At 61.9% G+C, this 24754-nt stretch carries 22 protein-coding genes; 13 read left to right on the plus strand and 9 right to left on the minus strand.

The window, feature by feature from the left end:
- The first annotated feature begins 33 nt into the window (after positions 1-33).
- Positions 34-315: a hypothetical protein gene (locus DM374_RS23835; protein ID WP_110972081.1), complete on the plus strand. Its 282-nt coding sequence runs from the start codon at positions 34-36 to the stop codon at positions 313-315.
- A 103-nt stretch (positions 316-418) separates the two neighbouring features.
- A complete protein-coding gene (locus tag DM374_RS23840) occupies positions 419-1396 on the plus strand; it encodes a L,D-transpeptidase family protein (RefSeq protein ID WP_110972082.1) in 978 nt (325 codons plus the stop codon).
- 131 nt (positions 1397-1527) lie between these two features.
- Here DM374_RS23840 and oprI read toward each other — a convergent pair whose 3' ends face one another.
- On the minus strand, positions 1528-1779 hold the full coding sequence (gene oprI / locus DM374_RS23845) for an outer membrane lipoprotei OprI (protein ID WP_037058464.1): 252 nt from the start codon (positions 1777-1779) through the stop codon (positions 1528-1530).
- Between the two features lie 513 nt (positions 1780-2292).
- Here oprI and DM374_RS23850 point away from each other — a divergent pair.
- A complete protein-coding gene (locus tag DM374_RS23850) occupies positions 2293-2574 on the plus strand; it encodes a GNAT family N-acetyltransferase (RefSeq protein WP_095157798.1) in 282 nt (93 codons plus the stop codon).
- A 72-nt stretch (positions 2575-2646) separates the two neighbouring features.
- Here DM374_RS23850 and DM374_RS23855 read toward each other — a convergent pair whose 3' ends face one another.
- Positions 2647-3720, minus strand: coding sequence for a 3-deoxy-7-phosphoheptulonate synthase (locus tag DM374_RS23855; protein WP_095157796.1), 1074 nt, complete (start codon positions 3718-3720; stop codon positions 2647-2649).
- Positions 3721-4014: 294 nt separating this feature from the next.
- On the opposite strand from DM374_RS23855, the gene DM374_RS23860 reads away from it, so the two are divergent.
- The 3 genes from DM374_RS23860 to cysB all read left to right on the plus strand — a co-directional run bounded on the left by DM374_RS23860 (position 4015) and on the right by cysB (position 6601).
- Positions 4015-4923 (plus strand): 5'-nucleotidase, encoded by a 909-nt coding sequence (locus DM374_RS23860; RefSeq protein WP_095157794.1) that lies wholly within the window; start codon positions 4015-4017, stop codon positions 4921-4923.
- 84 nt (positions 4924-5007) lie between these two features.
- Complete coding sequence (locus tag DM374_RS23865) at positions 5008-5505, plus strand: universal stress protein (RefSeq protein WP_095157792.1); 498 nt, start codon at positions 5008-5010, stop codon at positions 5503-5505.
- 121 nt (positions 5506-5626) lie between these two features.
- On the plus strand, positions 5627-6601 hold the full coding sequence (cysB, locus tag DM374_RS23870) for an HTH-type transcriptional regulator CysB (protein ID WP_009394496.1): 975 nt from the start codon (positions 5627-5629) through the stop codon (positions 6599-6601).
- 161 nt (positions 6602-6762) lie between these two features.
- On the opposite strand, the gene DM374_RS23875 is transcribed toward cysB, so the two are convergent.
- A complete protein-coding gene (locus DM374_RS23875; protein WP_110972083.1) occupies positions 6763-7497 on the minus strand; it encodes a phosphoadenylyl-sulfate reductase in 735 nt (244 codons plus the stop codon).
- A gap of 146 nt (positions 7498-7643) precedes the next feature.
- On the opposite strand from DM374_RS23875, the gene thrH reads away from it, so the two are divergent.
- Entirely contained in the window at positions 7644-8261 is a 618-nt protein-coding gene (thrH, locus tag DM374_RS23880) for a bifunctional phosphoserine phosphatase/homoserine phosphotransferase ThrH (RefSeq protein ID WP_110972084.1), read from the plus strand.
- 23 nt (positions 8262-8284) lie between these two features.
- On the opposite strand, the gene pabB is transcribed toward thrH, so the two are convergent.
- From pabB to rloA, 4 genes are all read right to left on the minus strand, one after another.
- Entirely contained in the window at positions 8285-9628 is a 1344-nt protein-coding gene (pabB, locus tag DM374_RS23885) for an aminodeoxychorismate synthase component I (protein WP_110972085.1), read from the minus strand.
- A 118-nt stretch (positions 9629-9746) separates the two neighbouring features.
- Positions 9747-10727, minus strand: a complete 981-nt coding sequence (locus tag DM374_RS23890; RefSeq protein WP_110972086.1) for an alpha-L-glutamate ligase-like protein — start codon at positions 10725-10727, stop codon at positions 9747-9749.
- Positions 10727-12259 carry an osmotic stress tolerance membrane protein RloB gene (rloB, locus tag DM374_RS23895; RefSeq protein WP_110972087.1) on the minus strand — a complete coding sequence of 511 codons (1533 nt, stop codon included), beginning with the start codon at positions 12257-12259 and terminating at the stop codon, positions 10727-10729. Before rloB ends, DM374_RS23890 begins: the two co-directional genes overlap by 1 nt.
- Positions 12260-12264: 5 nt before the next feature.
- A complete protein-coding gene (gene rloA / locus DM374_RS23900; protein ID WP_110972088.1) occupies positions 12265-12801 on the minus strand; it encodes a retropepsin-like aspartic peptidase RloA in 537 nt (178 codons plus the stop codon).
- Between the two features lie 285 nt (positions 12802-13086).
- Between rloA and DM374_RS23905 the strand changes: the two genes are divergently transcribed.
- The 5 genes from DM374_RS23905 (at position 13087) to prpF (ending at position 20054) form a co-directional block, all read left to right on the plus strand.
- Entirely contained in the window at positions 13087-13797 is a 711-nt protein-coding gene (locus DM374_RS23905; RefSeq protein ID WP_110972089.1) for a GntR family transcriptional regulator, read from the plus strand.
- A complete protein-coding gene (prpB, locus tag DM374_RS23910) occupies positions 13794-14684 on the plus strand; it encodes a methylisocitrate lyase (RefSeq protein ID WP_110972090.1) in 891 nt (296 codons plus the stop codon). The genes DM374_RS23905 and prpB overlap by 4 nt, the downstream gene beginning before the upstream one ends.
- A 121-nt stretch (positions 14685-14805) precedes the next feature.
- Complete coding sequence (gene prpC, locus DM374_RS23915) at positions 14806-15933, plus strand: bifunctional 2-methylcitrate synthase/citrate synthase (RefSeq protein ID WP_110972091.1); 1128 nt, start codon at positions 14806-14808, stop codon at positions 15931-15933.
- A gap of 176 nt (positions 15934-16109) precedes the next feature.
- Positions 16110-18695 (plus strand): Fe/S-dependent 2-methylisocitrate dehydratase AcnD, encoded by a 2586-nt coding sequence (gene acnD, locus DM374_RS23920; RefSeq protein ID WP_110972092.1) that lies wholly within the window; start codon positions 16110-16112, stop codon positions 18693-18695.
- A gap of 168 nt (positions 18696-18863) precedes the next feature.
- The gene (prpF, locus tag DM374_RS23925) at positions 18864-20054 is read left to right on the plus strand and encodes a 2-methylaconitate cis-trans isomerase PrpF (RefSeq protein WP_110972093.1); all 1191 of its coding nucleotides are present in this window, start codon (positions 18864-18866) and stop codon (positions 20052-20054) included.
- 232 nt (positions 20055-20286) lie between these two features.
- On the opposite strand, the gene acnB is transcribed toward prpF, so the two are convergent.
- Positions 20287-22887, minus strand: coding sequence for a bifunctional aconitate hydratase 2/2-methylisocitrate dehydratase (gene acnB / locus DM374_RS23930; RefSeq protein WP_110972094.1), 2601 nt, complete (start codon positions 22885-22887; stop codon positions 20287-20289).
- Positions 22888-23292: 405 nt separating this feature from the next.
- On the opposite strand from acnB, the gene DM374_RS23935 reads away from it, so the two are divergent.
- On the plus strand, positions 23293-23760 hold the full coding sequence (locus DM374_RS23935; RefSeq protein WP_110972095.1) for a DUF1289 domain-containing protein: 468 nt from the start codon (positions 23293-23295) through the stop codon (positions 23758-23760).
- Positions 23761-23815: 55 nt separating this feature from the next.
- Here the strand turns inward: DM374_RS23935 and DM374_RS23940 are convergent, their stop codons facing one another.
- On the minus strand, positions 23816-24679 hold the full coding sequence (locus tag DM374_RS23940; RefSeq protein ID WP_110972096.1) for a universal stress protein: 864 nt from the start codon (positions 24677-24679) through the stop codon (positions 23816-23818).
- Between the last annotated feature and the right edge of the window lie 75 nt (positions 24680-24754).

Below are 24754 nucleotides of genomic sequence, written 5' to 3' on the forward strand. Positions count from 1 at the left end.
GGCTAATGTTGCGCCCCCGATTTGGAGCCCCCGATGCCGCGTCCCGCCTGGTCCCTGTATGCCTATCAATTGATCGAACCTGACGAACAGCTCGATCTCTTCGCCTGCCAGGAAATCCGTGTGCATCTGGTCGCCCGTCAACTCGAACTGGCGGGCTCGGCCGACCGCACCCTGTGCGGCACCCTGCTACCGGCGCAGCCGCGCTGGTCGGGGGTGCCGAACACGATTTACCGTGATCGCCGCCTGTGCCCGTTGTGCCGGGCCATCCTCGATGCCCAGCGCCGCGGTACGCGACCTGTCTGGCCGGAACTTTAAGCACCGATCCGCTCTCTCACCATCCAGCGGCCATGCCTCCCGATTGTTTCGGCAGAGGTGTACAATTGCCGCCTTCACCCCGAATTTGCGAAGGATTTCCCGGATGTTGTCGCGCTTTCCCGCCGTCACCCGTTGCCTGTCCCTGGCCGCCCTGCTGTCGGCAGGTCCTGTTGCCGCGTTGGAGTTCCCACTGCCGCCGCCTGGCGAAGACATCATTGGCCAGGTCCAGGTGATCAAGGCCAAGTACGAGGACACCTTCGCCGATATCGGCACCGCCGGTGACCTGGGCTACCTGGAAATGGTCGCGGCCAACCCGGGGGTCGACCCCTGGCTGCCGGGCGCCGGCACCGAGATCATCCTGCCGACCCGCTTCATCCTGCCGCCGGGCCCGCGCGAAGGTATCGTCATCAACCTCGCCGAGTACCGCCTGTACTACTTCCCGAAAGGGGAGAACGTGGTGCATACCTATCCGCTGGGCATCGGTCGTGAAGGCTGGGGTTCGCCCATCGCCCAGACCAAGGTGACGGCCAAGACGCCGAACCCGACCTGGACCCCGCCGGCCTCGATCAAGGCCGAGCACGCTGCTGATGGCGATCCGCTGCCGAACGTGGTGCCGGCCGGCCCGGACAACCCGCTGGGTCCGTTCAAGTTCACCCTGGGCGTGCCGGGCTACCTGATCCACGGCTCGAACAAGAAGTTCGGCATTGGCATGCGCACCAGCCACGGTTGCTTCCGCATGTTCAACAACAACGTGCTGGAACTGGCCAAGATGGCGCCAGTGGGTACGCCAGTGCGGATCATCAACGAGCCGTACAAGTTCGGCATGAGTGGCGGCAAGGTCTACCTCGAGGCGCACACTCCGCTGGACGACAAGGGTGATCCGTCGGTGGTGGACAAGCACACCGCGGTGATCAACGCGCTGCTCAAGCGTGAAGACCTGGCCAACCGCGTGCAGATGAACTGGGACATGGTCCGCGATGTGGTCGCGACCGAAGACGGCATGCCGGTTGAAATTGCTGTGCCGAGCGGGGTGGGTGGCGAAGTGCCAATCATTTCCAGCGCACCTTACCAGGAGCAGTAAGTTTCATCGGTGTTACACCAAGGCCCGCCTTAATGGCGGGCCTTGTCGTTTGAGGGTGTTGTTATCTTGCAGGCAATAAAAAAGCCGACCCACAAGTGGGTCGGCTTCTAAATAACAACCCCGAAGGATTATTACTTGCGGCTGGCTTTTTCCAGCATACGCAGAGCGCGCTCGTTGGCTTCGTCAGCAGTTTGCTGAGCCTTCTGAGCGGCAGCCAGAGCGTCGTCGGCTTTGCGATACGCTTCGTCAGCACGAGCTTGTGCACGAGCTGCTGCGTCTTCGGTAGCAGTCAGACGAGCTTCGGTTTCTTTGGAGACGCTGCTGCAACCGGTAGCCAGAACTGCGGCCAGAGCCAGAGCAGAGAATTTCAGAACGTTGTTCATCGTGTTCCCCTTCAAGGACTTTCTATTAAAGAGCCATCTCTCAACAAAGAGAAACTGGCCGGCGTACATAGTACCCATTACTTGTAGTAAGTAAACTGACTGAGCGCAAGAATTGGAAAAAAATTGCGCCGCGTTTGCTCTTGACAGCCATGAACCGCGAAAACCGTGCAATTGTTGCGTCTGGAGGCTGTAACGCATTCTTGTAAAAGTAGTTTTTCTTGAACTAATGGTGACTTTAAATGTCAGGTTGCGTCATAAGCACTAGATCATCCGGTTGCTGTTCTCAGGACGTTGCCCGCTGGCATCGTCGGCCGGTCTCAAGTGCGGAAATTTTCCGACCAGTACCTTGAGCATCCCCGCGTTGGGCGCCTACTATTTGTTACGTGCTCAGTTGCCCGAGAACGATCAGGCTCTTCTCGCTGTCCAACGGGGCACGGGGTGGCGTAGAGGTTCCTTCGCCGGACAAACATCGGTTAAGGTAGGGTTTTATTACAAGACCCGCGAGGAGTAGTGATGAGCGAGGCGTTGTCCATCCACCATGACCAAAAGGGTCATCAGTTCGAGACCAATGTGGACGGTCATCGTGCTTACCTGACTTACATGGACCTGGGTAAGCAGACTCTGGATATCTATCGCACCTTCGTGCCCAACGCCCTGCGTGGCCGCGGTATCGCCGCGGCATTGACCGAGCGGGCGCTGGCCTATGCCGAAGAGTGTGGCTACACCGTCATTCCTTCCTGCTCTTATGTCGAACGTTACATGGAACGACATCACAAGCATTCTTCCAAGGCCTGACCTTTCCAGGCTTGCACTCTACAGACACGAAAACGCCGGGCAATTGCCCGGCGTTTTCGTTTGTGGCGTATATCAGCCGCGACGCTTCGGCAGCACGTCCTTGAGCTTGGTGCGCATGTTGCGCAGGGTAGTGGCGGTTGCGTCCCAGTCGATGCAGGCATCGGTCACGGAAACGCCGTACTGCAATTCGCAGAGGTCCTTCGGAATGGCCTGGGCGCCCCAGTTCAGGTGGCTCTCGACCATCAGGCCGATGATCGACTGGTTGCCTTCGAGGATCTGGTTGGCGACGTTCTCCATGACCAGCGGCTGCAGGGCCGGGTCCTTGTTGGAGTTGGCGTGGCTGCAGTCGACCATGATGTTCGGCTTGATCTTGGCCTTGTTCAGCGCCTGTTCGCACAGGGCGACGCTGACCGAGTCATAGTTCGGCTTGCCGTTGCCGCCGCGCAGCACCACGTGACCGTAGGCGTTGCCCTTGGTGGTGACGATGGAGACGCCACCTTCCTGGTTGATGCCGAGGAAGCGGTGCGGGCTGGAAACCGATTGCAGGGCGTTGATGGCAACGGTGAGGCCGCCGTCGGTGCCGTTCTTGAAACCGACCGCCGAAGACAGGCCGGAGGCCATTTCGCGGTGGGTCTGGGATTCGGTGGTACGGGCGCCGATGGCCGACCAGCTGATCAGGTCCTGCAGGTACTGCGGGGAGATCGGGTCGAGGGCTTCGGTGGCGGTGGGCAGGCCCATTTCCGCCAGGTCCAGCAGCAGTTGACGACCGATGTGCAGGCCGTCCTGAATCTTGAAGGAGTCGTCCAGGTACGGGTCGTTGATCAGGCCTTTCCAGCCCACGGTGGTACGCGGCTTCTCGAAGTAGACGCGCATCACCAGATAAAGAGTGTCGGAGACTTCCGCAGCGAGAACCTTGAGGCGCTCGGCATATTCATGCGCGGCCTTGATGTCATGGATCGAGCAGGGGCCGACCACGACGAACAGGCGGTGATCCTTGCCGTCGAGGATATTGCGCACCACTTCACGGCCCGCAGTCACGGTCTGAAGCGCGGTGGCGCTGAGTGGGATCTCCTTCTTGAGCTGATCAGGCGTGATCAGGGTCTCGTTGGAGGCAACGTTTAAGTCGTCGATCGGTAAATCAGCCATCGTGTTACTCGTCAGGTCACGGATGCCGGCCGCCAGCGATCCCCGTGCGGCGGAGCAGCATGATTGAGCTCAGCGGGGAGCGGAACCTTAGCGCGTAAACCCTTGGCTCGACAATGGGTATGGGCCCGTTTCCGGCAGGGGATGGGCCTTTGAGCGCGCTTTTTACGACTAAAGTGGCTGGAGGGTGGCTGGACCCGCGATGGAAGGCATAATCGGGTGCGAATCGAATGTTTCACGGGGCCTGCGCGGCAGCCCTGATGCAGCGGATGTAATGACAGGTAGCGGGGGCGAGTCATGAGCAAGGGGTTGGGCGACAAACTGGTAGTGGCGATTTCCTCGCGAGCGCTGTTCGATCTCAGCGAGAGCCACCGGCTGTACCTGGCCGAGGGTGTCGAGGCTTATCGCCAATACCAGATCGAGCATGAAGACGAATACCTTGAGCCGGGCGATGCTTTCCTGTTGGTGGAGAAGCTGCTGGGCCTCAATGCCGCCCTCGGTCAGCAACGGGTCGAGGTGATACTGGTGTCGCGTAACAGCGCCGACACCGGCCTGCGGGTGTTCAATTCCATCGAGCATTACGGCCTGGGCATTTCCCGCGCGGCGTTCGCTGGCGGGCGTAGTCCGTATCCTTATCTGGCGGCGTTTGGTTGCCACCTGTTCCTGTCCACCGATGCCGATGATGTGCGTAGCGCCCTGGAGGCCGGCTTTGCCGCAGCCACCATTCTTTCCGGTGGCGCCCGGCGGGATGCCATCACGGAACTGCGGATCGCCTTCGACGGCGATGCAGTGCTGTTTTCCGATGAATCCGAGCGTGTCTATCAGTCGGGAGGGCTGGAAGCGTTTCAGGCCAGCGAGCGGCAATCGGCCCGCGATCCGTTGCGCGGCGGGCCGTTCAAGCCGTTCCTGGCGGCACTCAATCAACTGCAGCAAGAGTTTCCCAGTGGCGCCTGTCCGATCCGCACTGCGCTGGTCACCGCGCGCTCGGCGCCGGCGCACGAGCGGGTCATCCGCACCCTGCGCGAGTGGGACATCCGCCTCGATGAATCGCTGTTTCTCGGCGGCCTGGACAAGTCGGCGTTCCTCGAAGCATTCGCTGCGGATGTGTTCTTCGATGACCAGGCCGGACACTGCGACCGGGCCAGTCGGGTTGTGGCTACCGGCCATGTTCCGCACGGCATCAGCAACGAACGCACGCCCGGCTGAGCCCCGCCGGACGGGGCCTGCGCATCAACAGGGCGCTGCTAAGCTGAAGCTTGCTCTGCCGTTTCGGCAGTCGGAGGAGGCTCAATGATCCGTTCGATGCTGTATGCCACGGACCTTGGTGTGTACGCGCCCTATGTCATGCAACACGCGCTGGCCCTGGCGCGGACTTTCAATGCGGAGCTCTATGTGATCCATGCCGTGGAGCCGATGGGGCAATTCGCCGAATCACTGCTGCAGAGTTACCTGGATGAACAAACCCTCGACCAATTGCACAGTCAGGGCGTGAACACCGTCATGGCCAATATCGAGCAGCGGGTGCTGGAAAACTTTCGCGAAGAGTTGGGGGATCAGGAGGACCTGGCGCTGATACGCGCGGTGCGGGTACGCCAGGGGGATCCGGCCCAGGTGATTCTCGAACAGGCCCAACGGCTGAGTGTCGATCTGCTCATCGTCGGCAGTCACACCCACGGGGCCGGGGTGGAGATTCCGATCGGGCGCACGGCAGTGCGCATTCTGCAGTTGTCCCCGGTGCCGGTGTACATGGTGCCCCTCGCCCAGCACCTTGGCCGGAGAAAGGTTTGAGGAAATTTCCGTGGTGCTTGTAAGAAAACTGATGAAATTGTTCTAGATTTATTCTCCTGACCACTAATATAGTTATAACTCGTCGCTGTTGCCGGTGACGCCCAGCATCTGAGGGATACCTATGAAGCTTCAACAATTGCGCTACATCTGGGAAGTGGCGCACCACGACCTCAACGTTTCCGCGACAGCGCAGAGCCTGTACACCTCCCAACCGGGGATCAGCAAGCAGATTCGCCTGTTGGAAGACGAGCTGGGCGTGGAAGTGTTTGCCCGTAGCGGCAAGCACCTGACCCGCGTGACCCCGGCGGGCGAACGCATCATCAATACCGCAGGCGAAATCCTGCGCAAGGTCGAGAGCATCAAGCAGATTGCCCAGGAATTCTCCAACGAGAAGAAAGGCACCCTGTCGATCGCCACCACCCACACCCAGGCGCGTTATGCGCTGCCGCCGGTGATCAGCTCGTTTATCAAGCAGTACCCGGAAGTCGCCCTGCACATGCATCAGGGTTCGCCGATGCAGATCGCCGAGATGGCTGCTGACGGCACCGTCGACTTCGCCATCGCCACCGAGGCGCTGGAGCTGTTCGGTGACCTGGTGATGATGCCGTGCTACCGCTGGAACCGTTGCGTGGTGGTCCCGCAAGGACACCCGCTGACCAAGCTGCCGAAGCTGACCCTGGAAGTGCTGGCTGAATACCCGATCGTCACTTACGTGTTCGGTTTCACTGGCCGTTCCAAGCTGGACGAAGCCTTCAGCCACCGCGGCCTGACGCCGAAAGTGGTGTTCACCGCTGCCGACGCCGACGTCATCAAGACCTACGTGCGCCTCGGCCTGGGTGTTGGCATCGTCGCCAAGATGGCAGTGGATCCGAAGCTGGACAGCGACCTGGTGGTCCTGGATGCCAGCGAACTGTTCGAATCCAGCATCACCAAGATCGGTTTCCGTCGCGGCACCTTCCTGCGCGGCTTCATGTGCGACTTCATCGAGAAGTTCGCGCCGCACTTGACCCGCGAAGTGATGGCCAAGGCGATCCAGTGCCACAACAAGCAGGAGCTGGAAGAGCTGTTCGAAGGCGTGGAACTGCCTGTCCATTGACGGCAGCTCCAAGTTGTAAGCTTTAAGCTTCAAGAGAAAAGCGGTCCGCATGCGGGCCGCTTTCTTTTTTGACCTTTTAAAGCCGAAAAGAAAAAGCGGCCCTGATAAGGACCGCCTCTACTTGTAGCTTGCCACTTGAAGCTTTTAGCTGAGAAAAGCCGTCAGGCTTTGGAGATGAGGTTGCCGGCGTGCAGGCCGCATTCCTTCTGGGTTGACTCTTCCCACCACCAGCGACCTTCGCGTTCGTGCTGGTTCGGCAGCACCGGGCGGGTGCAGGGTTCGCAGCCAATGCTGATGAAGCCGCGTTCGTGCAGGCTGTTGTAGGGGATTTCCATCATGCGGATGTAACCCCAGACTTCCGCGCTGCTCATCTGGGCCAGCGGGTTGAACTTGTACAGGGTGCGCTCCGGGGTGGAGAAGGCGCTGTCGATTTCCAGCGCAGCCACCTGGCTGCGGGTGCCCGGGCTCTGGTCGCGGCGCTGGCCGGTGGCCCAGGCGCTCACGGTGCTCAGTTTGCGGCGCAGCGGTTCGATCTTGCGGATGCCGCAGCATTCGCCATGACCATCCTTGTAGAAGCTGAACAGGCCCTTGTCCTTGACGAACGGGTCGAGCTTTTCGCGATCCGGAGAAAGGAGCTCGATCGGCAGCTTGTACTCTTCGCGGACCCGGTCGATGAAGCGGTAGGTCTCAGGGTGCAGGCGCCCGGTGTCGAGGCTGAACACCTTGACGTTCTTGTTCAGTCTCCAGGCCATGTCCACCAGCACGACGTCTTCGGCGCCGCTGAAGGAAATCCACAGGTCATCGCCGAAGTGTTCGAAGGCGAGCTTGAGAATGTCCTGGGGGGACTTGTTGGCGTAGGTCGCGGCCAGTGCGGCGACGTCGAAGGATTGGCTCATCAGGCGGCTTCCGGTCATTGAATGGCGCTTGGCGCTCGTAGTGGGGCAGATGTTACCAAAAAATGCCCGGCCAGACGGGTCGCAATGCCAGACAAGCATTGCTAGAGTGCAGCTCCCATTTTTTGGCGTTGTTCGAGGAGTGTGTTGTGGAAATTGCCTGTCTCGATCTGGAAGGCGTATTGGTCCCGGAAATCTGGATCGCCTTCGCGGAGAAAACCGGAATCGAATCGCTGCGGGCCACCACCCGCGATATTCCGGACTATGACGTACTGATGAAGCAGCGCCTGCGGATTCTCGATGAGCATGGCCTGAAGCTGTCGGATATCCAGGCGGTGATCGCCACCCTCAAGCCGCTGGACGGTGCCGTCGAATTCGTCAACTGGCTGCGCGAGCGCTTCCAGGTGGTGATCCTCTCCGACACCTTCTATGAGTTCTCCCAGCCACTGATGCGCCAACTGGGCTTCCCGACCCTGTTGTGCCACCGCCTGATCACTGATGAGACTGATCGCGTGGTGAGTTACCAACTGCGCCAGAAGGATCCCAAGCGTCAGTCGGTCCTGGCCTTCAAGAGCCTGTACTACCGGGTGATCGCTGCGGGTGATTCGTACAACGACACCACCATGCTGGGCGAGGCGGATGCCGGCATCCTGTTCCATGCGCCGGAAAACGTGATTCGCGAATTCCCGCAGTTCCCGGCGGTGCATGATTTCGAGGCGCTGAAGCAAGAGTTCATCAAGGCTTCGAATCGCTCGTTGAGCCTGTAAGAAATGTTGGGTCTTTGAGGTTCTCAAAGACCCTGCAAGGTTTCCAGCAACACCCGCACCTTGGTAATCGACTCCTGATACTCCGACTCCCAGTCCGAGTCCGCCACCACCGCGCCACCACCCCAGCAGCAGACTTGCCCGTCCTTCACCAGCAGGCTGCGGATAGCGATGGAGCTGTCCATCTCGCCGCGTACGTCGACATACAGCAACGACCCGCAATACAGCGCCCGACGGCTGGGTTCCAGCTCGTCGATGATCTGCATCGCGCGGATTTTCGGGGCGCCGGTGATGGAGCCGCCAGGGAAGCTGCCGGCGATCAGGTCCAGCGCGTCCTTGTCCGCCGCCAGTCGCCCGGTCACTGCGCTGACCATGTGGTGCACGTTCGGGTAGCTCTCCAGGTTGAACAGCTCCGGCACCCGCACCGAGCCGATCTCGCAGGTGCGGCCGAGGTCGTTGCGCAGCAAATCGACGATCATCAGGTTTTCCGCGCGGTCCTTGCTGCTGGCCAGCAGTTCTTCGCCGTTGGCGCGGTCTTGCAGCGGATCGGCGCTGCGCGGGCGGGTGCCTTTGATCGGGCGGGTTTCCACCTGGCCGCCGTTGACCCGGATAAAACGCTCGGGCGAGAAACTCAGCAGGGTGCTGCCGTCATCCAGCGTCTGGAAGCCGGAAAAGGGCGTCGGGCACGCCGCCCGCAGCGCCTGGTAGGCGTGCCAAGGATCGCCCTGGCAGGGCGCGCGGAAACGCTGGGTCAGGTTGATCTGGTAGCAGTCACCGGCCTGAATGTACTGCTGGACCCGTTCGAAGGCCTCGCGGTATTGCTCGGCGCTGATGTCGCCGCGCATCGGCGCGTCGAGATGGAAACGTTCGCTGGGGCTCGGCGAGACCTGGCTGAACTGTGCGATCAGGCGCTCGCGCTCGGCCTGCGCCAGCGTCGGGTGGAACAGCAACTGGCTGGTGCCTTGCTGGTGGTCGCTGATCAGTGCCCACGGATACAGGCCGAGGGTCGCGTCCGGCAGACCGAGGTCGTCCCGCGCCAGTTCCGGCAATTGTTCCAGGCGTCGGCCGAAGTCATAGCTCAGGTAGCCGATCACGCCGCCGGCGAAGGGCAACTCCACGCCTTCCGGCAGTTGCGCCGGGCCCAGCTCGGCAAGCCTGTCGCGCAGCCGTTGCAGGTAGTGCTCGCCGGACTCGCCCGCTTGCACCACCAGGCTGCGCAGCGGCCAGGCGCTGAGCAGGTCGAAACGGCCACGTTCTGCACCCGGACGGGCACTGTCGAGCAGCACGGCGCCGGGTGCGTGGCGGATGCAGTCGAAATAGCGGGCGGGGTCGGCCTGGTAGGGCAGGGGGTGCAGTGTGCAGGTTGGCATTCGTTTGAACGGCTTGTAGGCGGGGGAGGCATTGTAGACCTGCGTAGGAAATGCTCCTAGAGGTCCTGCAGGAAGAAAGCGACCGCCCCGAGGGCAAAAGCGACGGGGCGGTCGAGGTTCACTGGGCCGGCACGTGGCCGAACAGGTTCTGGGCGAAACGCACGCGGTCTTCGACGCTTTCCTGGATGCCGTCTTTCGCCAGCGCTTCCAGGTGTGCCTCGATGGCATGGGTACGCTGGGTCAGGCCGCAATCGTTGGCGATCTGGATGTTCAGGCCAGGGCGGGCGTTGAGTTCGAGGATCAACGGGCCCTTGTCCTGGTCCAGCACCATGTCCACGCCGATGTAACCCAGGCCGCACAACTCATAACAGCCTGCGGCCAGCTTCATGAAACCGTCCCAGTTCGGCAGTTGCACGCCGTCCACCGCGTTGGTGGTGTCCGGGTGCTTGCTGATGATGTTGTTCAGCCAGGTACCGCGCAGGGTCACGCCGGTGGCCAGGTCGACCCCGACGCCGATGGCGCCCTGGTGCAGGTTGGCCTTGCCGCCGGACTGCCGGGTCGGCAGGCGCAGCATGGCCATGACCGGGTAGCCCATCAGCACGATGATGCGGATGTCCGGCACGCCTTCGTAGCTGATGCTCTTGAAGATCTGGTCCGGGGTCACCCGGTACTCGATCAGCGCACGGTCGCGGTGACCGCCCAGGGAGTAGAGGCCGGTGAGGATGCTGGAAATCTGGTGCTCGATTTCCTCGTGGCTGATGATCTTGCCCGAGACGGTGCGGTAGCGATTCTCGAAGCGGTCGGCGATCACCAGGATGCCGTCACCGCCGGCGCCCTGGGCCGGCTTGATGACGAAGTCGCTGCGCCCGCCGATGATCTGGTCGAGCTTCTCGATCTCTTTCTCGGTGGAAATGATCCCGTACATCTCCGGCACATGGATGCCGGCCTGGATCGCCCGTTCCTTGGTGATGATCTTGTCGTCGACGATGGGGTACAGGTGGCGCTTGTTGTACTTCAGGACATAGTCCGCGTTGCGCCGGTTGATACCCATGATGCCCCGGGCTTCCAGGGCCTTCCATGTTTTCCAGAGTCCGAACATCAGGCGTCAGCCTTCACGAAAGCCTTGAAGCGAACCAGCTCCGTCAGGCGGTAGCCGCGGTAGCGACCCATCGCCAGCATGAAGCCCACCAGGATCAGCAGCACCGCCGGGAAGGTGAAGATGAAGTACACCAGTTCCGGCACGGTCATCAGCAAGTGCGCCAGGGAGGCGGCGAACAGGGTGCCGATAGCGACTTTCATCGCATGGCCACCGCCGCGCTCTTCCCAGGTGATCGACAGGCGTTCGATGGTCATGGTCAGGATCACCATCGGGAACAGTGCCACCGACAGGCCGCGTTCCAGGCCGAGTTTGTGGCTGAACAGGCTGATGGCGGCGATCAGTACCACGACGAAGGTCAGCACCACCGACAGGCGCGGCAGCATCTGCAGCTTGAGGTGTTCAAGGTAGGAGCGTAGTGACAGACCCAGCGCGGTGATCACGGTGAACAGCATGATGCCGAAGCCCAATTGCGTTTCGCGGAAGGCCAGGGCGATCAGTACCGGGGTGAACGTACCGAGGGTCTGCACGCCGATCAGGTTGCGCAGGATCAGGATCACCAGCACGCCGATCGGGATCATCACCATGATCATGAAGGTCTGCTGCGTCTGCAGCGGCAGGCCGTAGAGCGAGTATTCGAGGAAGTCGGCGTCGGTGTTCTCGTCGGTCAGCTTGGCCAGGCGGATGGCGTTCATTTCGCTGTTGTTCAGGCTGAAGCTGACGCTGACTTTCTTGCCGCCGTCGACGGTGATCAGGTTGTCGTCACCGGTCCACCACAGCAGGCGGTCGCTCGGCAGGCCCTGCTCGCCGGTATCCGGGTTGAAGTACAGCCAATCGCTGCCGTTGAAGCTGCGCAGCCAGAGTTCCGGGGTCTGCGGCTGGTCGGCCACCAGGCGGATGGTCTGCACGCGCTCGAGCGGAACGTGGGCGATGGACAGCAGCAGGTCGATGACCTTGGCCTTCTTCTGCACCGAGGTGTCGCCGGCCAGCAGCAGCTTGACGTTGTCGTCGTTGAGATTGTTGACACGCTTGATGGTTTCGCCGACGAAGGTCTCGACGTCCGCCGAATGCTGGCGGATCGGCGCCAGCAGCGCTTCGGCAGCGATCTTCTCCGGGCCTTCCACAGGCAGGCTGTCGCGGAAGGTCGGGCCTTTGATCTTGGGCTTCTCGGTGCTGTAACGCTTGGTCAGCACCAGACGGTAGTAGAGCGTCTGGTTGCCGCTGGCGCGACGGGCCGACCAGGTCACCTTGCGGTTACCGTCGACACGGTTGACGCTCACGCCATAGTTGTTGGAGATGAAGCTCTCGTTGAGGCTGACGTAGTCACGGCTCAGCGGCGGCACGTACATCTGGACCTTGACCGGGTCTTTCGGACTCGCGACGAACTCGACCTTGGCGTCGATGTTCCACAGGTCGTCGGTTTCGTCCTCGGTCACCGGGATGCCCAGGAAGAAGATCTGATAAGCCGTGATCAGGATACCCAGCAGCACCAGTACGGTGATCAGGACTTTCAGATGAAGGGTAAGAGAGCGCATCGGGGTTACTCTGCGGTGTGAGCGTCAGTGGCGCAGGCGGGTTTGCCGGCAGCGTATTTAAGGCTTGGATCGACCAGTGCATCGAAGTGCTTGAGCGCCTCGGAGCCGATCAGCAACGGGTACTGGAAGGCGCTGCGATCGGTCAGGTTCACTTCGATGCTGCGCAGGGCGTTGCCCATGCAGATATTCAGGCTGATCACCGGACGGGCGGTGTAGCCCTTGCCCTCGTCCGGGTTGTAGTCGCCGGCGCGTCGCTTGATCTTGCTGACGCGCGCCAGAGGGCGTTCTATCGGGTGAGAATGGGCGGCGTCAATGGCCAGGTAGAAGCGTACCCAGGATTCGCCGTTACGCTTGAAACGCTTGATGTCGCGGGCGCTGAGGGAGGCGGTCTTGGCCCCGGTGTCGAGTTTGGCGGCGACTTCCAGGTTGATATCGGCAAGCCGGGCGTATTCGTTCAGGCCGTAGACGGTCTTGCCCGCCGCCTGGCCCAGGGCCGGTAGCAAACAAAGGCTGAGCAACAGTAGAAGGGGCGAAAGTCTCATAGATCCTGGCGCAATGCTGTGGGTGTTCAGGTCAAGGCCACTGGCAGTTCTGCGCAAGCTCCTCGTTGGTCTGACAGAAAAACATGACAGACACACTATCCATACCCCAAAGAGGCGGCGGCATTCTATCACGCTGGTATTCCGGCGCCAGCGGCGCAACTCAGACAACACGCAGTCCCTTGAAGTTCGTTCTTAGACGATTGTCGACAATATTGAATTTGTCTTTGACTGCAATGGCGTATTTAGCTAATTTCAGCGCATTGGATTTTCAAGGTGTCGACAATCATGCTGGACACAGCTCAAGCACCCGGCGTCACCCAGGATGATTCGGAAACCCTTTCCGAAAACGTCTTCCGACGCATCCAGGCCGCGATCGTCAAGGGTGAGATCGCCCCGGGCAGCAAGATCTCCGAGCCGGAACTGGCCCGCACCTACGGCATCAGCCGCGGCCCGCTGCGTGAAGCCATCCACCGCCTGGAAGGCCAGCGCCTGCTGGTGCGGGTTCCGCATGTCGGCGCGCGGGTGGTGTCACTGAGCCATGCCGAACTGATCGAGCTGTACGAGATCCGCGAGTCCCTCGAAGGCATGGCCTGCCGCCTGGCCGCCGAGCGTATGAGCGTAGCCGAGATCGATGAACTGCGCCGGGTGCTCGACACCCACGAGCGCGACGCCGCGTTCCAGGCCGGGGTTGGCTATTACCAGCAGGAAGGCGACTTCGACTTCCACTACCGGATCATCCAGGGCAGCGGCAACCGCACCCTGGTGCAAATGCTATGCGGCGAGCTTTATCAACTGGTGCGCATGTACCGCATCCAGTTCTCCGCGACGCCGAACCGGCCGCGCCAGGCCTTTACCGAACACCACCGGATTCTCGACGCCATCGCCGACCGTGACGGCGAACTGGCGGAACTCCTGATGCGCCGCCACATCGGCGCTTCCAAACGCAACATTGAGCGTCACTACCTGGACGCCACTAGCCCACGAGGTGAGTCATGAGTCAGAAAAGCAGTCCCGGCCAGCGTTTCCGCGATGCAGTAGCTGCCGAGCACCCGTTGCAGGTTGTCGGCGCCATCAACGCTAACCACGCGCTGCTGGCCAAGCGTGCCGGGTTCAAGGCCATCTACCTCTCCGGTGGCGGCGTCGCTGCCGGCTCCCTCGGTCTGCCGGACCTGGGCATCACCGGCCTGGATGACGTGCTCACCGACGTGCGCCGCATCACCGACGTCTGCGACCTGCCGCTGCTGGTGGATGTCGACACCGGTTTCGGTTCTTCGGCTTTCAACGTCGCCCGTACCGTGAAGTCGATGATCAAGTTCGGCGCCGCCGCCATCCATATCGAAGACCAGGTCGGCGCCAAGCGTTGCGGTCACCGCCCGAACAAGGAAATCGTCTCGCAGCAAGAGATGGTCGACCGCATCAAGGCCGCCGTCGATGCCCGTACCGATGACAGCTTCGTGATCATGGCGCGCACCGACGCCCTGGCGGTCGAAGGCCTGGAGGCCGCGCTGGACCGTGCCGCCGCCTGTATCGAAGCTGGCGCCGACATGATCTTCCCGGAAGCCATCACCGAACTGTCGATGTACAAGACCTTCGCCGATCGCGTGCGTGCGCCGATCCTGGCCAACATCACCGAATTCGGCGCGACCCCGCTGTACACCACCGAGGAACTGGCGTCCGCCGACGTCTCCCTGGCGCTGTACCCGCTGTCGGCGTTCCGCGCCATGAACAAGGCCGCCGAGAACGTCTACAACGCCCTGCGCCGCGACGGCACGCAGAAGAACGTGATCGACACCATGCAAACCCGCATGGAGCTGTATGACGCCATCAACTACCACGCGTTTGAACAGAGCCTCGACGCCCTGTTCGCCCAGAAAAAAGCCTGACCCACATGATCCTGTAGGGGCGAACTTGCTCGCGAAGGCGCCAGCCAGGACGCTGTGTCCTCAGGATCCGAAACACGATTAGCCAAAGCTTCCATAACAAATTCAAGAAAGGAGATATCCCATGGCCGAAGCAAAAGTACTCAGCGGAGCCGGCCTGCGTGGCCAGGTGGCCGGGCAGACCGCACTGTCGACAGTCGGTCAGGCGGGCGCCGGGCTGACCTACCGCGGCTATGACGTCCGTGACCTGGCGGCCAATGCCCTGTTCGAAGAAGTCGCCTACCTGCTGCTCTACGGAGAACTGCCGAACCAGGCGCAACTGGCCGAGTATCAGGCCCGTCTGAAAACCCTGCGTGACCTGCCGCAGGCGCTGAAAGAAGTGCTGGAACGTATTCCGGCCAACGCCCACCCGATGGACGTCATGCGGACCGGCTGCTCGGTGCTCGGCACCCTGGAACAAGAGCTGAACTTCGACCAGCAGCGTGACAAGACCGATCGCCTGCTGGCGCTGTTCCCGGCGGTGATGTGCTACTGGTACCGCTTCAGCCATCACGGCGTGCGCATCGACTGCACCAGCGACGAAGACACCATCGGCGGCCACTTCCTGCACCTGCTGCACGGCAAGAAACCGAGCGAGCTGCACGTCAAGGTAATGAACGTTTCGCTGATCCTCTACGCGGAGCACGAATTCAACGCCTCGACCTTCACTGCACGGGTGTGCGCCTCGACCCTGTCGGACCTGTACTCCTGCGTCACCGCTGCCATTGGTTCGCTGCGCGGCCCGTTGCACGGCGGCGCCAACGAAGCGGCGATGGAATTGATCGAACGCTTCCAGAGCCCGCAGGAAGCCGTGACCGAGCTGCTGAAAATGCTCGAGCGCAAGGACAAGATCATGGGCTTCGGCCATGCCATCTACAAAGAGTCCGACCCGCGCAACGAAGTGATCAAGGGCTGGGCCAAGAAGCTGGCCGATGAAGTGGGTGACACCGTGCTGTACCCGGTATCCGAAGCCATCGACAAGACCATGTGGGAGCAGAAAAAGCTGTTCCCCAACGCCGACTTCTACCATGCCTCGGCGTACCACTTCATGGGCATCCCGACCAAGCTGTTCACCCCGATCTTCGTCTGCTCGCGCCTGACCGGCTGGGCGGCGCACGTTTTCGAGCAGCGCGCCAACAACCGCATCATCCGTCCGAGCGCCGAGTACACCGGCGTCGAGCAGCGTAAATACGTGCCGATCGAACAGCGCTGATAAAGAGCCCGCCGCACCTGTCGCGGTTTCTGTAGGAGCGAGCTTGCTCGCGATGGCGATGAATCTGTCAGTGGGGTTGATCCTGCTGACGCTATCGCGAGCAAGCTCGCTCCTACAGGGCCGGGCAGGGCAGACAGGGTCTATCCACCGAACACCGTGACCGAGCCGACCTGACCATGAACACCGAATTCCGCAAGTCCCTGCCAGGCACCGGCCTGGACTACTTCGATGCCCGCGCGGCAGTCGACGCGATCGCGCCGGGCGCTTACGACCGGCTTCCCTACACCTCCCGCGTGCTGGCGGAAAACCTGGTACGCCGTTGCGATCCTGCAACCCTCAACGCGTCGCTGAGCCAGCTTATCGAGCGCAAGCGCGACCTCGACTTCCCGTGGTTCCCGGCCCGGGTGGTCTGCCACGATATCCTTGGCCAGACCGCCCTGGTCGACCTCGCCGGCCTGCGTGACGCCATCGCCGATAAAGGCGGCGACCCGGCCCAGGTCAACCCGGTGGTGCCGGTGCAGTTGATCGTCGACCACTCGCTGGCCGTGGAGTGCGGCGGCTTCGACCCGCAGGCGTTCGAGAAGAACCGCGCCATCGAAGACCGTCGCAACGAAGACCGTTTCCACTTCATCAACTGGACCAAGAAGGCGTTCAAGAACGTCGACGTGATCCAGCCCGGCAACGGCATCATGCACCAGATCAACCTGGAGAAAATGTCGCCGGTGATCCACGCCGAACGCGGCGTCGCCTATCCCGACACCTGCGTCGGCACCGACAGCCACACCCCGCACGTCGATGCCCTGGGCGTGATCGCCATCGGTGTCGGTGGCCTGGAAGCCGAGAACGTCATGCTCGGTCGCGCGTCCTGGATGCGCCTGCCGGAAATCGTCGGTGTCGAGCTGTCTGGCAAGCCGCAACCGGGCATTACCGCCACTGACGTGGTGCTGGCCCTGACCGAATTCCTGCGCAAGCAGAAGGTAGTGGGTGCCTACCTTGAATTCCATGGCGAAGGTGCCCGTGCCCTGACCCTGGGCGACCGCGCCACCATTTCCAACATGGCCCCGGAATACGGCGCCACCGCGGCGATGTTCGCCATCGACTCGCAGACCATCGATTACCTGCGCCTGACCGGTCGTGAAGAAGAACAGGTCAAGCTGGTCGAGACCTACGCCCGCGAAGCCGGCCTGTGGGCTGACAGCCTGATCAATGCCGAATACGAGCGCGTGCTGCGTTTCGACCTGTCCAGCGTCGTGCGCAACATGGCCGGTCCGTCCAACCCGCATGCCCGCGTCGCCACCAGCGACCTGGCGGCCAAGGGCATCGCCGGGGCCTGGGAAGAGGTGCCGGGACAGATGCCGGATGGCGCGGTGATCATCGCCGCCATCACCAGTTGCACCAACACCAGCAACCCGCGCAACGTCATCGCCGCCGGCCTGCTGGCGCGCAATGCCAACAAGCTCGGCCTGGCCCGCAAACCGTGGGTCAAATCGTCTCTGGCGCCGGGTTCGAAGACCGTCGCCCTGTACCTGGACGAAGCGGGCCTGACCGACGAGCTGGAGCAGTTGGGCTTCGGCATCGTCGCCTTCGCCTGCACCACCTGCAACGGCATGTCCGGTGCGCTGGATCCGCAGATCCAGCAGGAAATCATCGATCGCGACCTGTACGCCACCGCGGTGTTGTCGGGTAACCGCAACTTCGACGGGCGTATCCACCCGTATGCCAAGCAGGCGTTCCTCGCCTCACCGCCGCTGGTGGTGGCCTACGCCATTGCCGGCACAATCCGCTTCGATATCGAGAAGGATGTGCTGGGCGTGGTCGACGGCAAGGAAATCCGCCTGAAAGACATCTGGCCGAGCGATGCCGAAATCGACGCGGTGGTTCGCGCTTCGGTGAAGCCGGAGCAGTTCCGCCAGGTCTACATTCCGATGTTCGCCATCGAAGAAGACAAGGGGCCGAAGGTTCCGCCGCTGTATGAGTGGCGCGAAATGAGCACCTACATCCGCCGTCCGCCGTACTGGGAAGGCGCCCTGGCCGGTGCGCGTACGCTTACCGGCATGCGCCCGCTGGCAGTGCTGCCGGACAACATCACCACCGACCACCTGTCGCCGTCCAACGCCATCATGCTGGACAGCGCTGCGGGCGAGTACCTGGCGAAAATGGGCCTGCCAGAAGAGGACTTCAACTCTTACGCGACCCACCGCGGTGACCACCTGACTGCCCAGCGCGCTACCTTCGCCAACCCGAAACTGTTCAACGAGATGGTGCTGGAAGACGGCAAGGTCAAGCAGGGTTCGCTGGCCCGGGTCGAGCCGGAAGGCAAGGTCACCCGCATGTGGGAAGCGATCGAAACCTATATGGAGCGCAAGCAGCCGCTGATCATCGTCGCCGGTGCCGACTACGGCCAGGGCTCGTCCCGTGACTGGGCGGCCAAAGGCGTGCGGCTGGCGGGTGTCGAGGCCATCGTGGCCGAAGGTTTTGAGCGTATCCACCGCACCAACCTGGTCGGCATGGGCGTGCTGCCGCTGGAGTTCAAGCCGGGCGTGGATCGCAAGACGCTGGGGCTGGACGGTAGCGAATTGTATGACGTGGTCGGCGAGCGTACCCCGCGAGCGACCTTGACCCTGGTCATCACCCGTAGCAATGGCGAGCGCGTCGAGGTGCCGGTGACCTGCCGCCTGGATACGGCTGAAGAAGTGTCGATCTACGAGGCCGGTGGCGTGTTGCAGCGCTTTGCCCAGGACTTCCTGGAAGGCGCGGCCTGATATCGGCAAGGCGCTGGCAGTGATGTTGGCTGCCCTGGCCTTATCGCTGGCAAGCCAGCTCCCACAAGGTTCTTTGTTGGTCACAAGATAAGTGTCTGGCGCGGTCTTTGTGGGAGCTGGTCTGGCCAGCGATCGGGGTTTCACCTATTGAACTGACAGGACAAATTCATGGCGCATGTACCCCAGATCAAAATCCCCGCCACCTACATCCGTGGCGGTACCAGCAAGGGTGTGTTCTTCAATCTCCAGGACCTTCCCGAAGCCGCGCAACTGCCCGGCGCCGCCCGCGATGCGCTGCTGCTGCGGGTGATCGGCAGTCCCGATCCCTACGGCAAGCAGATCGACGGCATGGGCGGGGCGACGTCCAGCACCAGCAAGACGGTGATCCTGTCCCGCAGCATCAAGCCGGAGCATGACGTCGATTACCTGTTCGGTCAGGTGTCGATCGACAAGGCCTTCGTTGACTGGAGCGGCAACTGCGGCAACCTGTCGGCGGCGGTGGGTTCCTTCGCCATCAGCGCTGGCCTGGTCGATCCGGCTCGCGTCCCGGCCAATGGCGTCGCCACCGTGCGTATCTGGCAGGCGAATATCGGCAAGACCATCATTGCTCACGTGCCGGTCACCAACGGCGAGGTCCAGGAAACCGGTGACTTCGAACTCGACGGCGTGACCTTCCCGGCGGCCGAGGTGCAACTGGAGTTTCTCGATCCGGCGGCCGATGAAGACGGCGGCGGCGGGGCGATGTTCCCCACTGGCAACCTGGTCGATCAGCTTGATGTGCCGGGTGTCGGCAGCTTCGAAGTGACCCTGATCAACGCCGGCATCCCGACTATCTTCGTCAACGCCGAGGCCATCGGTTACACCGGCAGCGAGCTACAGGACGCGATCAATGGCGATAACGCGGCGCTCGCCCGTTTCGAAACCATCCGTGCCTATGGTGCGGTGCGCATGGGGTTGATCAAGCACATCGACGAAGCCGCGGGCCGGCAGCACACGCCGAAGGTCGCTTTCGTGGCGCCGCCGGCGGACTACCTGTCGTCCAGTGGCAAACAGGTGAAGGCGGGTGATATCGACCTGCTGGTGCGGGCGCTGTCCATGGGCAAGCTGCACCACGCGATGATGGGCACTGCGGCGGTTGCGATTGGTACGGCGGCGGCGATTCCGGGAACGCTGGTCAACCTCGCGGCCGGTGGTGGCGAGCGCGAAGCGGTGCGCTTCGGGCATCCTTCCGGGACTTTGCGGGTGGGGGCGCAGGCGCAGCAGGTGAACGGGCAGTGGACCGTGACCAAGGCGATCATGAGCCGTAGTGCGCGGGTGTTGATGGAAGGGTGGGTGCGGGTGCCGGGGGATTCGTTCTAAGGCATTTTTCGCAGGCTTCAGCGTTGAACAGCGGTGTCCGTCGAGAGGCGGGCGCCGCTTTTTTGTTTCCGGGCCTGCTGTGCAGGCCCATCGCGAGCAAGCTCGCTCCTACAGTTGGTTGCGTCGTTTTTGTAGGAGCGAGCTTGCTCGCGATGGCAGCAACTCGACGCCTAGGATCAAAGGCATAAAAAAGCCCCGCTTTTCAGCGGGGCTTTTTCAACGCAGGTTCTGCTTAGATCTGAACAGCGGCGATCTTGGCGTTCGCAGCGACTTCGCGGAACTCGGCGATCTGGTCGAAGCTCAGGTAGCGGTAAACGTCGGCAGCCATGCTGTCGATGTTCTTCGCGTACTCCATGTACTCCTCGACGGTCGGCAGCTTGCCGAGGATCGAAGCGACCGCAGCCAGTTCAGCCGAGGCCAGGTACACGTTGGTCGCGTCGCCCAGGCGGTTCGGGAAGTTACGGGTCGAGGTGGACACCACGGTCGAACCGGTCTGAACGCGAGCCTGGTTACCCATGCACAGCGAGCAGCCTGGCATTTCCATACGTGCGCCAGCTTTGCCGTAGATGCCGTAGTAGCCTTCTTCGGTCAGTTGGTGAGCGTCCATCTTGGTTGGCGGAGCCAGCCACAGACGGGTAGGGATGCCACCCTTGACCTTCTCCAGCAACTTGCCGGCAGCGCGGAAGTGACCGATGTTGGTCATGCACGAACCGATGAACACTTCGTCGATCTTCTCGCCCTGAACGGTCGACAGCAGACGAGCGTCGTCCGGGTCGTTCGGCGCGCAGAGCACAGGCTCTTTGACGTCGGCCAGGTCGATTTCGATGATTTCGGCGTATTCGGCGTCAGCATCGGCAGCCAGCAGCTCAGGGTTGGCCAGCCAGGCTTCCATGGCTTGCGCACGGCGCTCCAGGGTGCGTGGGTCGCCGTAGCCTTCGCCGATCATCCAGCGCAGCAGGGTGATGTTGGAGGTCAGGTACTCGGCGATAGCCTTTTCCGGCAGCTTGATGGTGCAACCTGCAGCGGAACGCTCGGCCGAGGCGTCGGACAGCTCGAAGGCTTGTTCGACGGTCAGCTCGTTGAGACCTTCGATTTCCAGGATGCGGCCGGAGAAGGCGTTGATCTTGCCCTTCTTCTCGACGGTCAGCAGGCCTTGCTTGATCCCGTAGTAAGGGATGGCATGAACCAGGTCACGCAGGGTGATGCCAGGTTGCAGCTTGCCCTTGAAGCGAACCAGGATCGATTCCGGCATGTCCAGCGGCATGACGCCGGTAGCCGCGGCGAAGGCGACCAGGCCGGAACCGGCCGGGAACGAGATGCCGATCGGGAAGCGGGTGTGCGAGTCGCCGCCGGTGCCGACGGTGTCAGGCATCAGCATGCGGTTCAGCCAGCTGTGGATGATGCCGTCGCCAGGACGCAGGGACACGCCGCCACGGGTGCGGATGAAATCCGGCAGGGTGTGGTGGGTGGTGACGTCGATCGGCTTCGGATAGGCAGCGGTGTGGCAGAACGACTGCATGACCAGGTCAGCGGAGAAGCCCAGGCACGCCAGGTCTTTCAGCTCGTCGCGGGTCATCGGGCCAGTGGTGTCCTGGGAACCGACGGTGGTCATCTTCGGTTCGCAGTAGGTGCCCGGACGAACGCCGGTCACGCCGCAAGCCTTGCCGACCATTTTCTGTGCCAGGGTGTAGCCTTTGCCGGTGTCGACAGGCTGCTCTGGCTTCTTGAACAGGTCGGAAGCGCCCAGGCCCAGTTCGGTACGGGCTTTCTCGGTCAGGCCGCGGCCGACGATCAGCGGGATACGGCCGCCAGCGCGGACTTCGTCCAGCAGCACTTCGGTTTTCAGTTCGAAGTTGGTGACCAGCTCGTCGCTACCGTGGCGGCGTACTTCACCTTTGAACGGGTAGACGTCGATGACGTCGCCCATGGCCAGGTTGGTGCAGTCGAATTCGATCGGCAGGGCGCCGGCGTCTTCCATGGTGTTGTAGAAGATCGGAGCGATCTTGGTACCGAAGCAGAAACCACCGGCGCGCTTGTTCGGCACGTACGGGATGTCGTCGCCGAAGAACCACAGCACGGAGTTGGTTGCGGATTTGCGCGAGGAACCGGTACCGACCACGTCACCGACGTAGGCGACCGGGAAGCCTTTGGCCTTGACCGCTTCGATCTGCTTCAGCGGACCGACCGAACCGGGTTGCTCTGGCTCGATGCCGTCACGGGCCATTTTCAGCATGGCCAGGGCGTGCAGCGGGATGTCAGGGCGCGACCAGGCGTCTGGAGCAGGGGACAGGTCGTCGGTGTTGGTTTCGCCAGGCACCTTGAACACGGTCAGGGTGTATTTCTCGGCGATCGCAGGACGGGTGGTGAACCACTCGCCGGCAGCCCAGGAGTCCAGCACAGCCTTGGCATGCGCGTTGCCGGCCTTGGCTTTTTCGGCCACGTCGTGGAAGGCATCGAACATCAGCAGGGTATGCTTGAGCTGTTCGGCCGCGACGGCGCCCAGCTCGGCGTCATCCAGCAGCTCGACCAGGCTGGCGATGTTGTAGCCGCCCTGCATGGTGCCCAGCAGCTCGGTGGCGCGCTTGCGGTCGATCAGCGGGGATTTGGCGTCGCCTTTGACGATGGCGGAGAGGAAAGCGGCCTTGACGTAGGCGGCTTCGTCGACTCCCGGTGGAACGCGGTCGGTGATCAGTTCAACGAGGAAGGCTTCTTCGCCGGCCGGCGGGTTTTTCAGCAGCTCGACCAGGCCTGCAGTTTGTTCGGCGTTGAGCGGCTGGGGAACGATACCCAGGGCTGCACGCTCTTCGATATGTTTGCGGTAGGCTTCAAGCACAGTTATTACCCTCATCAGTGGTCCCAAATGGGTGTCCGGGACGCTCATCCAGAAAATCCGCACTCATGCGCAAATACGGCTTTTTGAGCCGCGTAGCCAGAGTTGCAGGAAATCCTTACAGAAGCTGCTTTCAAAGTTTTACGCCTGCAGAACGGGGAGCTGATGAGGGCTGGCACGGGACATTCACTGGTGAATTCCCCGTGCCAACGCCGTTCTACCGGATAACTGTGCTCGTGACGCTTTGAAAACAGCTTCTAACGGACATTTGGCGCCTTAAAAGGCCGGGTGATTCTACGGTAAATTCAAAATAAAGGTAAGGCGACGACGAAGACTTTAGCGAGTGACCCTCGTTAGACAAAGGGCTAACATGGCCGTCTGTTTCGTTGCCATGCTGTCGATCTGCCCATGTCCAATCAGTCCATCAAGACGCCTTGCGTCGGTCTCTGCTCCACGGTTTACGGGGATCTGGTGTGCCGCGGCTGCAAGCGATTCCACCATGAAGTGATCCACTGGAACGGCTACAGCGAGGATGAAAAACGCGCGGTATGGTTGCGCCTGGAACAGCTTCTGGTCCAGGTGATGACCGCCAAGCTGGAGGTTTTCGACGCCGAGCGGCTGCGCCTGCAACTGGAGCAGCGCAAGATTCGCTACGTGCCGCATCAGTCGGAATATTGCTGGGCCTACCAGTTGATCGCCCGTGGTGCGCGGGTGATCCGCGAGCTGGAAGCCTACGGGCTGGTGCTGTTGCCAGAGTTTCGCGAGTGGGAATTGCCGCAACTGCGGGATGCCATCGATACCGAGTTCTTCCTGCTTTCCGAAGCCCATTACCAGCGCTATATCGCGCCGGGGTTCCTCAAGGACGCCTTGGGCTGATTCGTCAGGGCCTCATCGCGTGCCAGTGATGAGGCCCTGAAGGTTTCTTCAGAAATCAGCCTTGGGCCAGTTCATTCAACTGCGCCGCCACTTCCGCCGTCTTCAGCACCAGCACATCGCATTCCAGCGAATCCAGCACCACTTCCGACGTATTACCGATCAGCGCGCCAGTGATCCCGGTGCGGGCCACGGTGCCGATCACCGTCACGACGGCGTCCAGTTTGCTGGCGGTGTATGGAATCAACACATCCGCGGGCCCTTCGGCGACATGCAGGCGCTCATCGCTGATATCGAACTCCGCCTGGAACGCGGCGCAGGCTTCGCGGTAGCGCTGTTCGATGGTTTCCTTGAGCTGATAGACCGGGTCCGCCGCTGAAAGCATGGGCGACGGATGGGCGCTGATCACGTGCAGATTGCCCTTGGCCAGGTCGGCGATGGCGTAGCCGTGATCGACGATATCGCCGTGCAGCACACGGTGGTCCTGGTCGTTGTTGCCCACGTCGACGGCCGCGAGGATCACGCCGCCGGTCCAGGGCCGTTCGGTCTTGACCATCAGCACCGCTGCCGGGCACAGACGCAGCAGTTTCCAGTCGGTAGGGGTGAGCAGGGCCTTTCTCAGCGGGCTGTCCGGGCGGTGCTCCTTGATCACCAGTTCGCAGCCTTCGGCTTGCTGCACATCGATGATCGATTCATGAAGGGTGTCGTGCCACGCCTGCTCATAGGTGACGTTGTCGTAGCCATCGTCGTGCAACTGGCTGGAAAGCAGGCTGAGCAGGGCGCTGTGGTCGTGTTTCTTGTCGCACATCAACAGGTGCAGGCGTGCGCCGGTCGCTTTGCCGATGAGTTTGGCCCGGGTCAAGGCCCGGCTGTGGGCGTGCTCGGGATCGAGTACCACCAGGATGCTGCGGACGGCTTGCATGAACGAGAACTCCCTTGGGAAATGGCGACCAATGCCTGACTATAGTCGGCGCTCGATGCGGCGCGGCTTGATACA

The sequence above is a fragment of the Pseudomonas huaxiensis genome (genome assembly GCF_003231275.1).
Classification (GTDB): Bacteria; Pseudomonadota; Gammaproteobacteria; order Pseudomonadales; family Pseudomonadaceae; genus Aquipseudomonas; species Aquipseudomonas huaxiensis.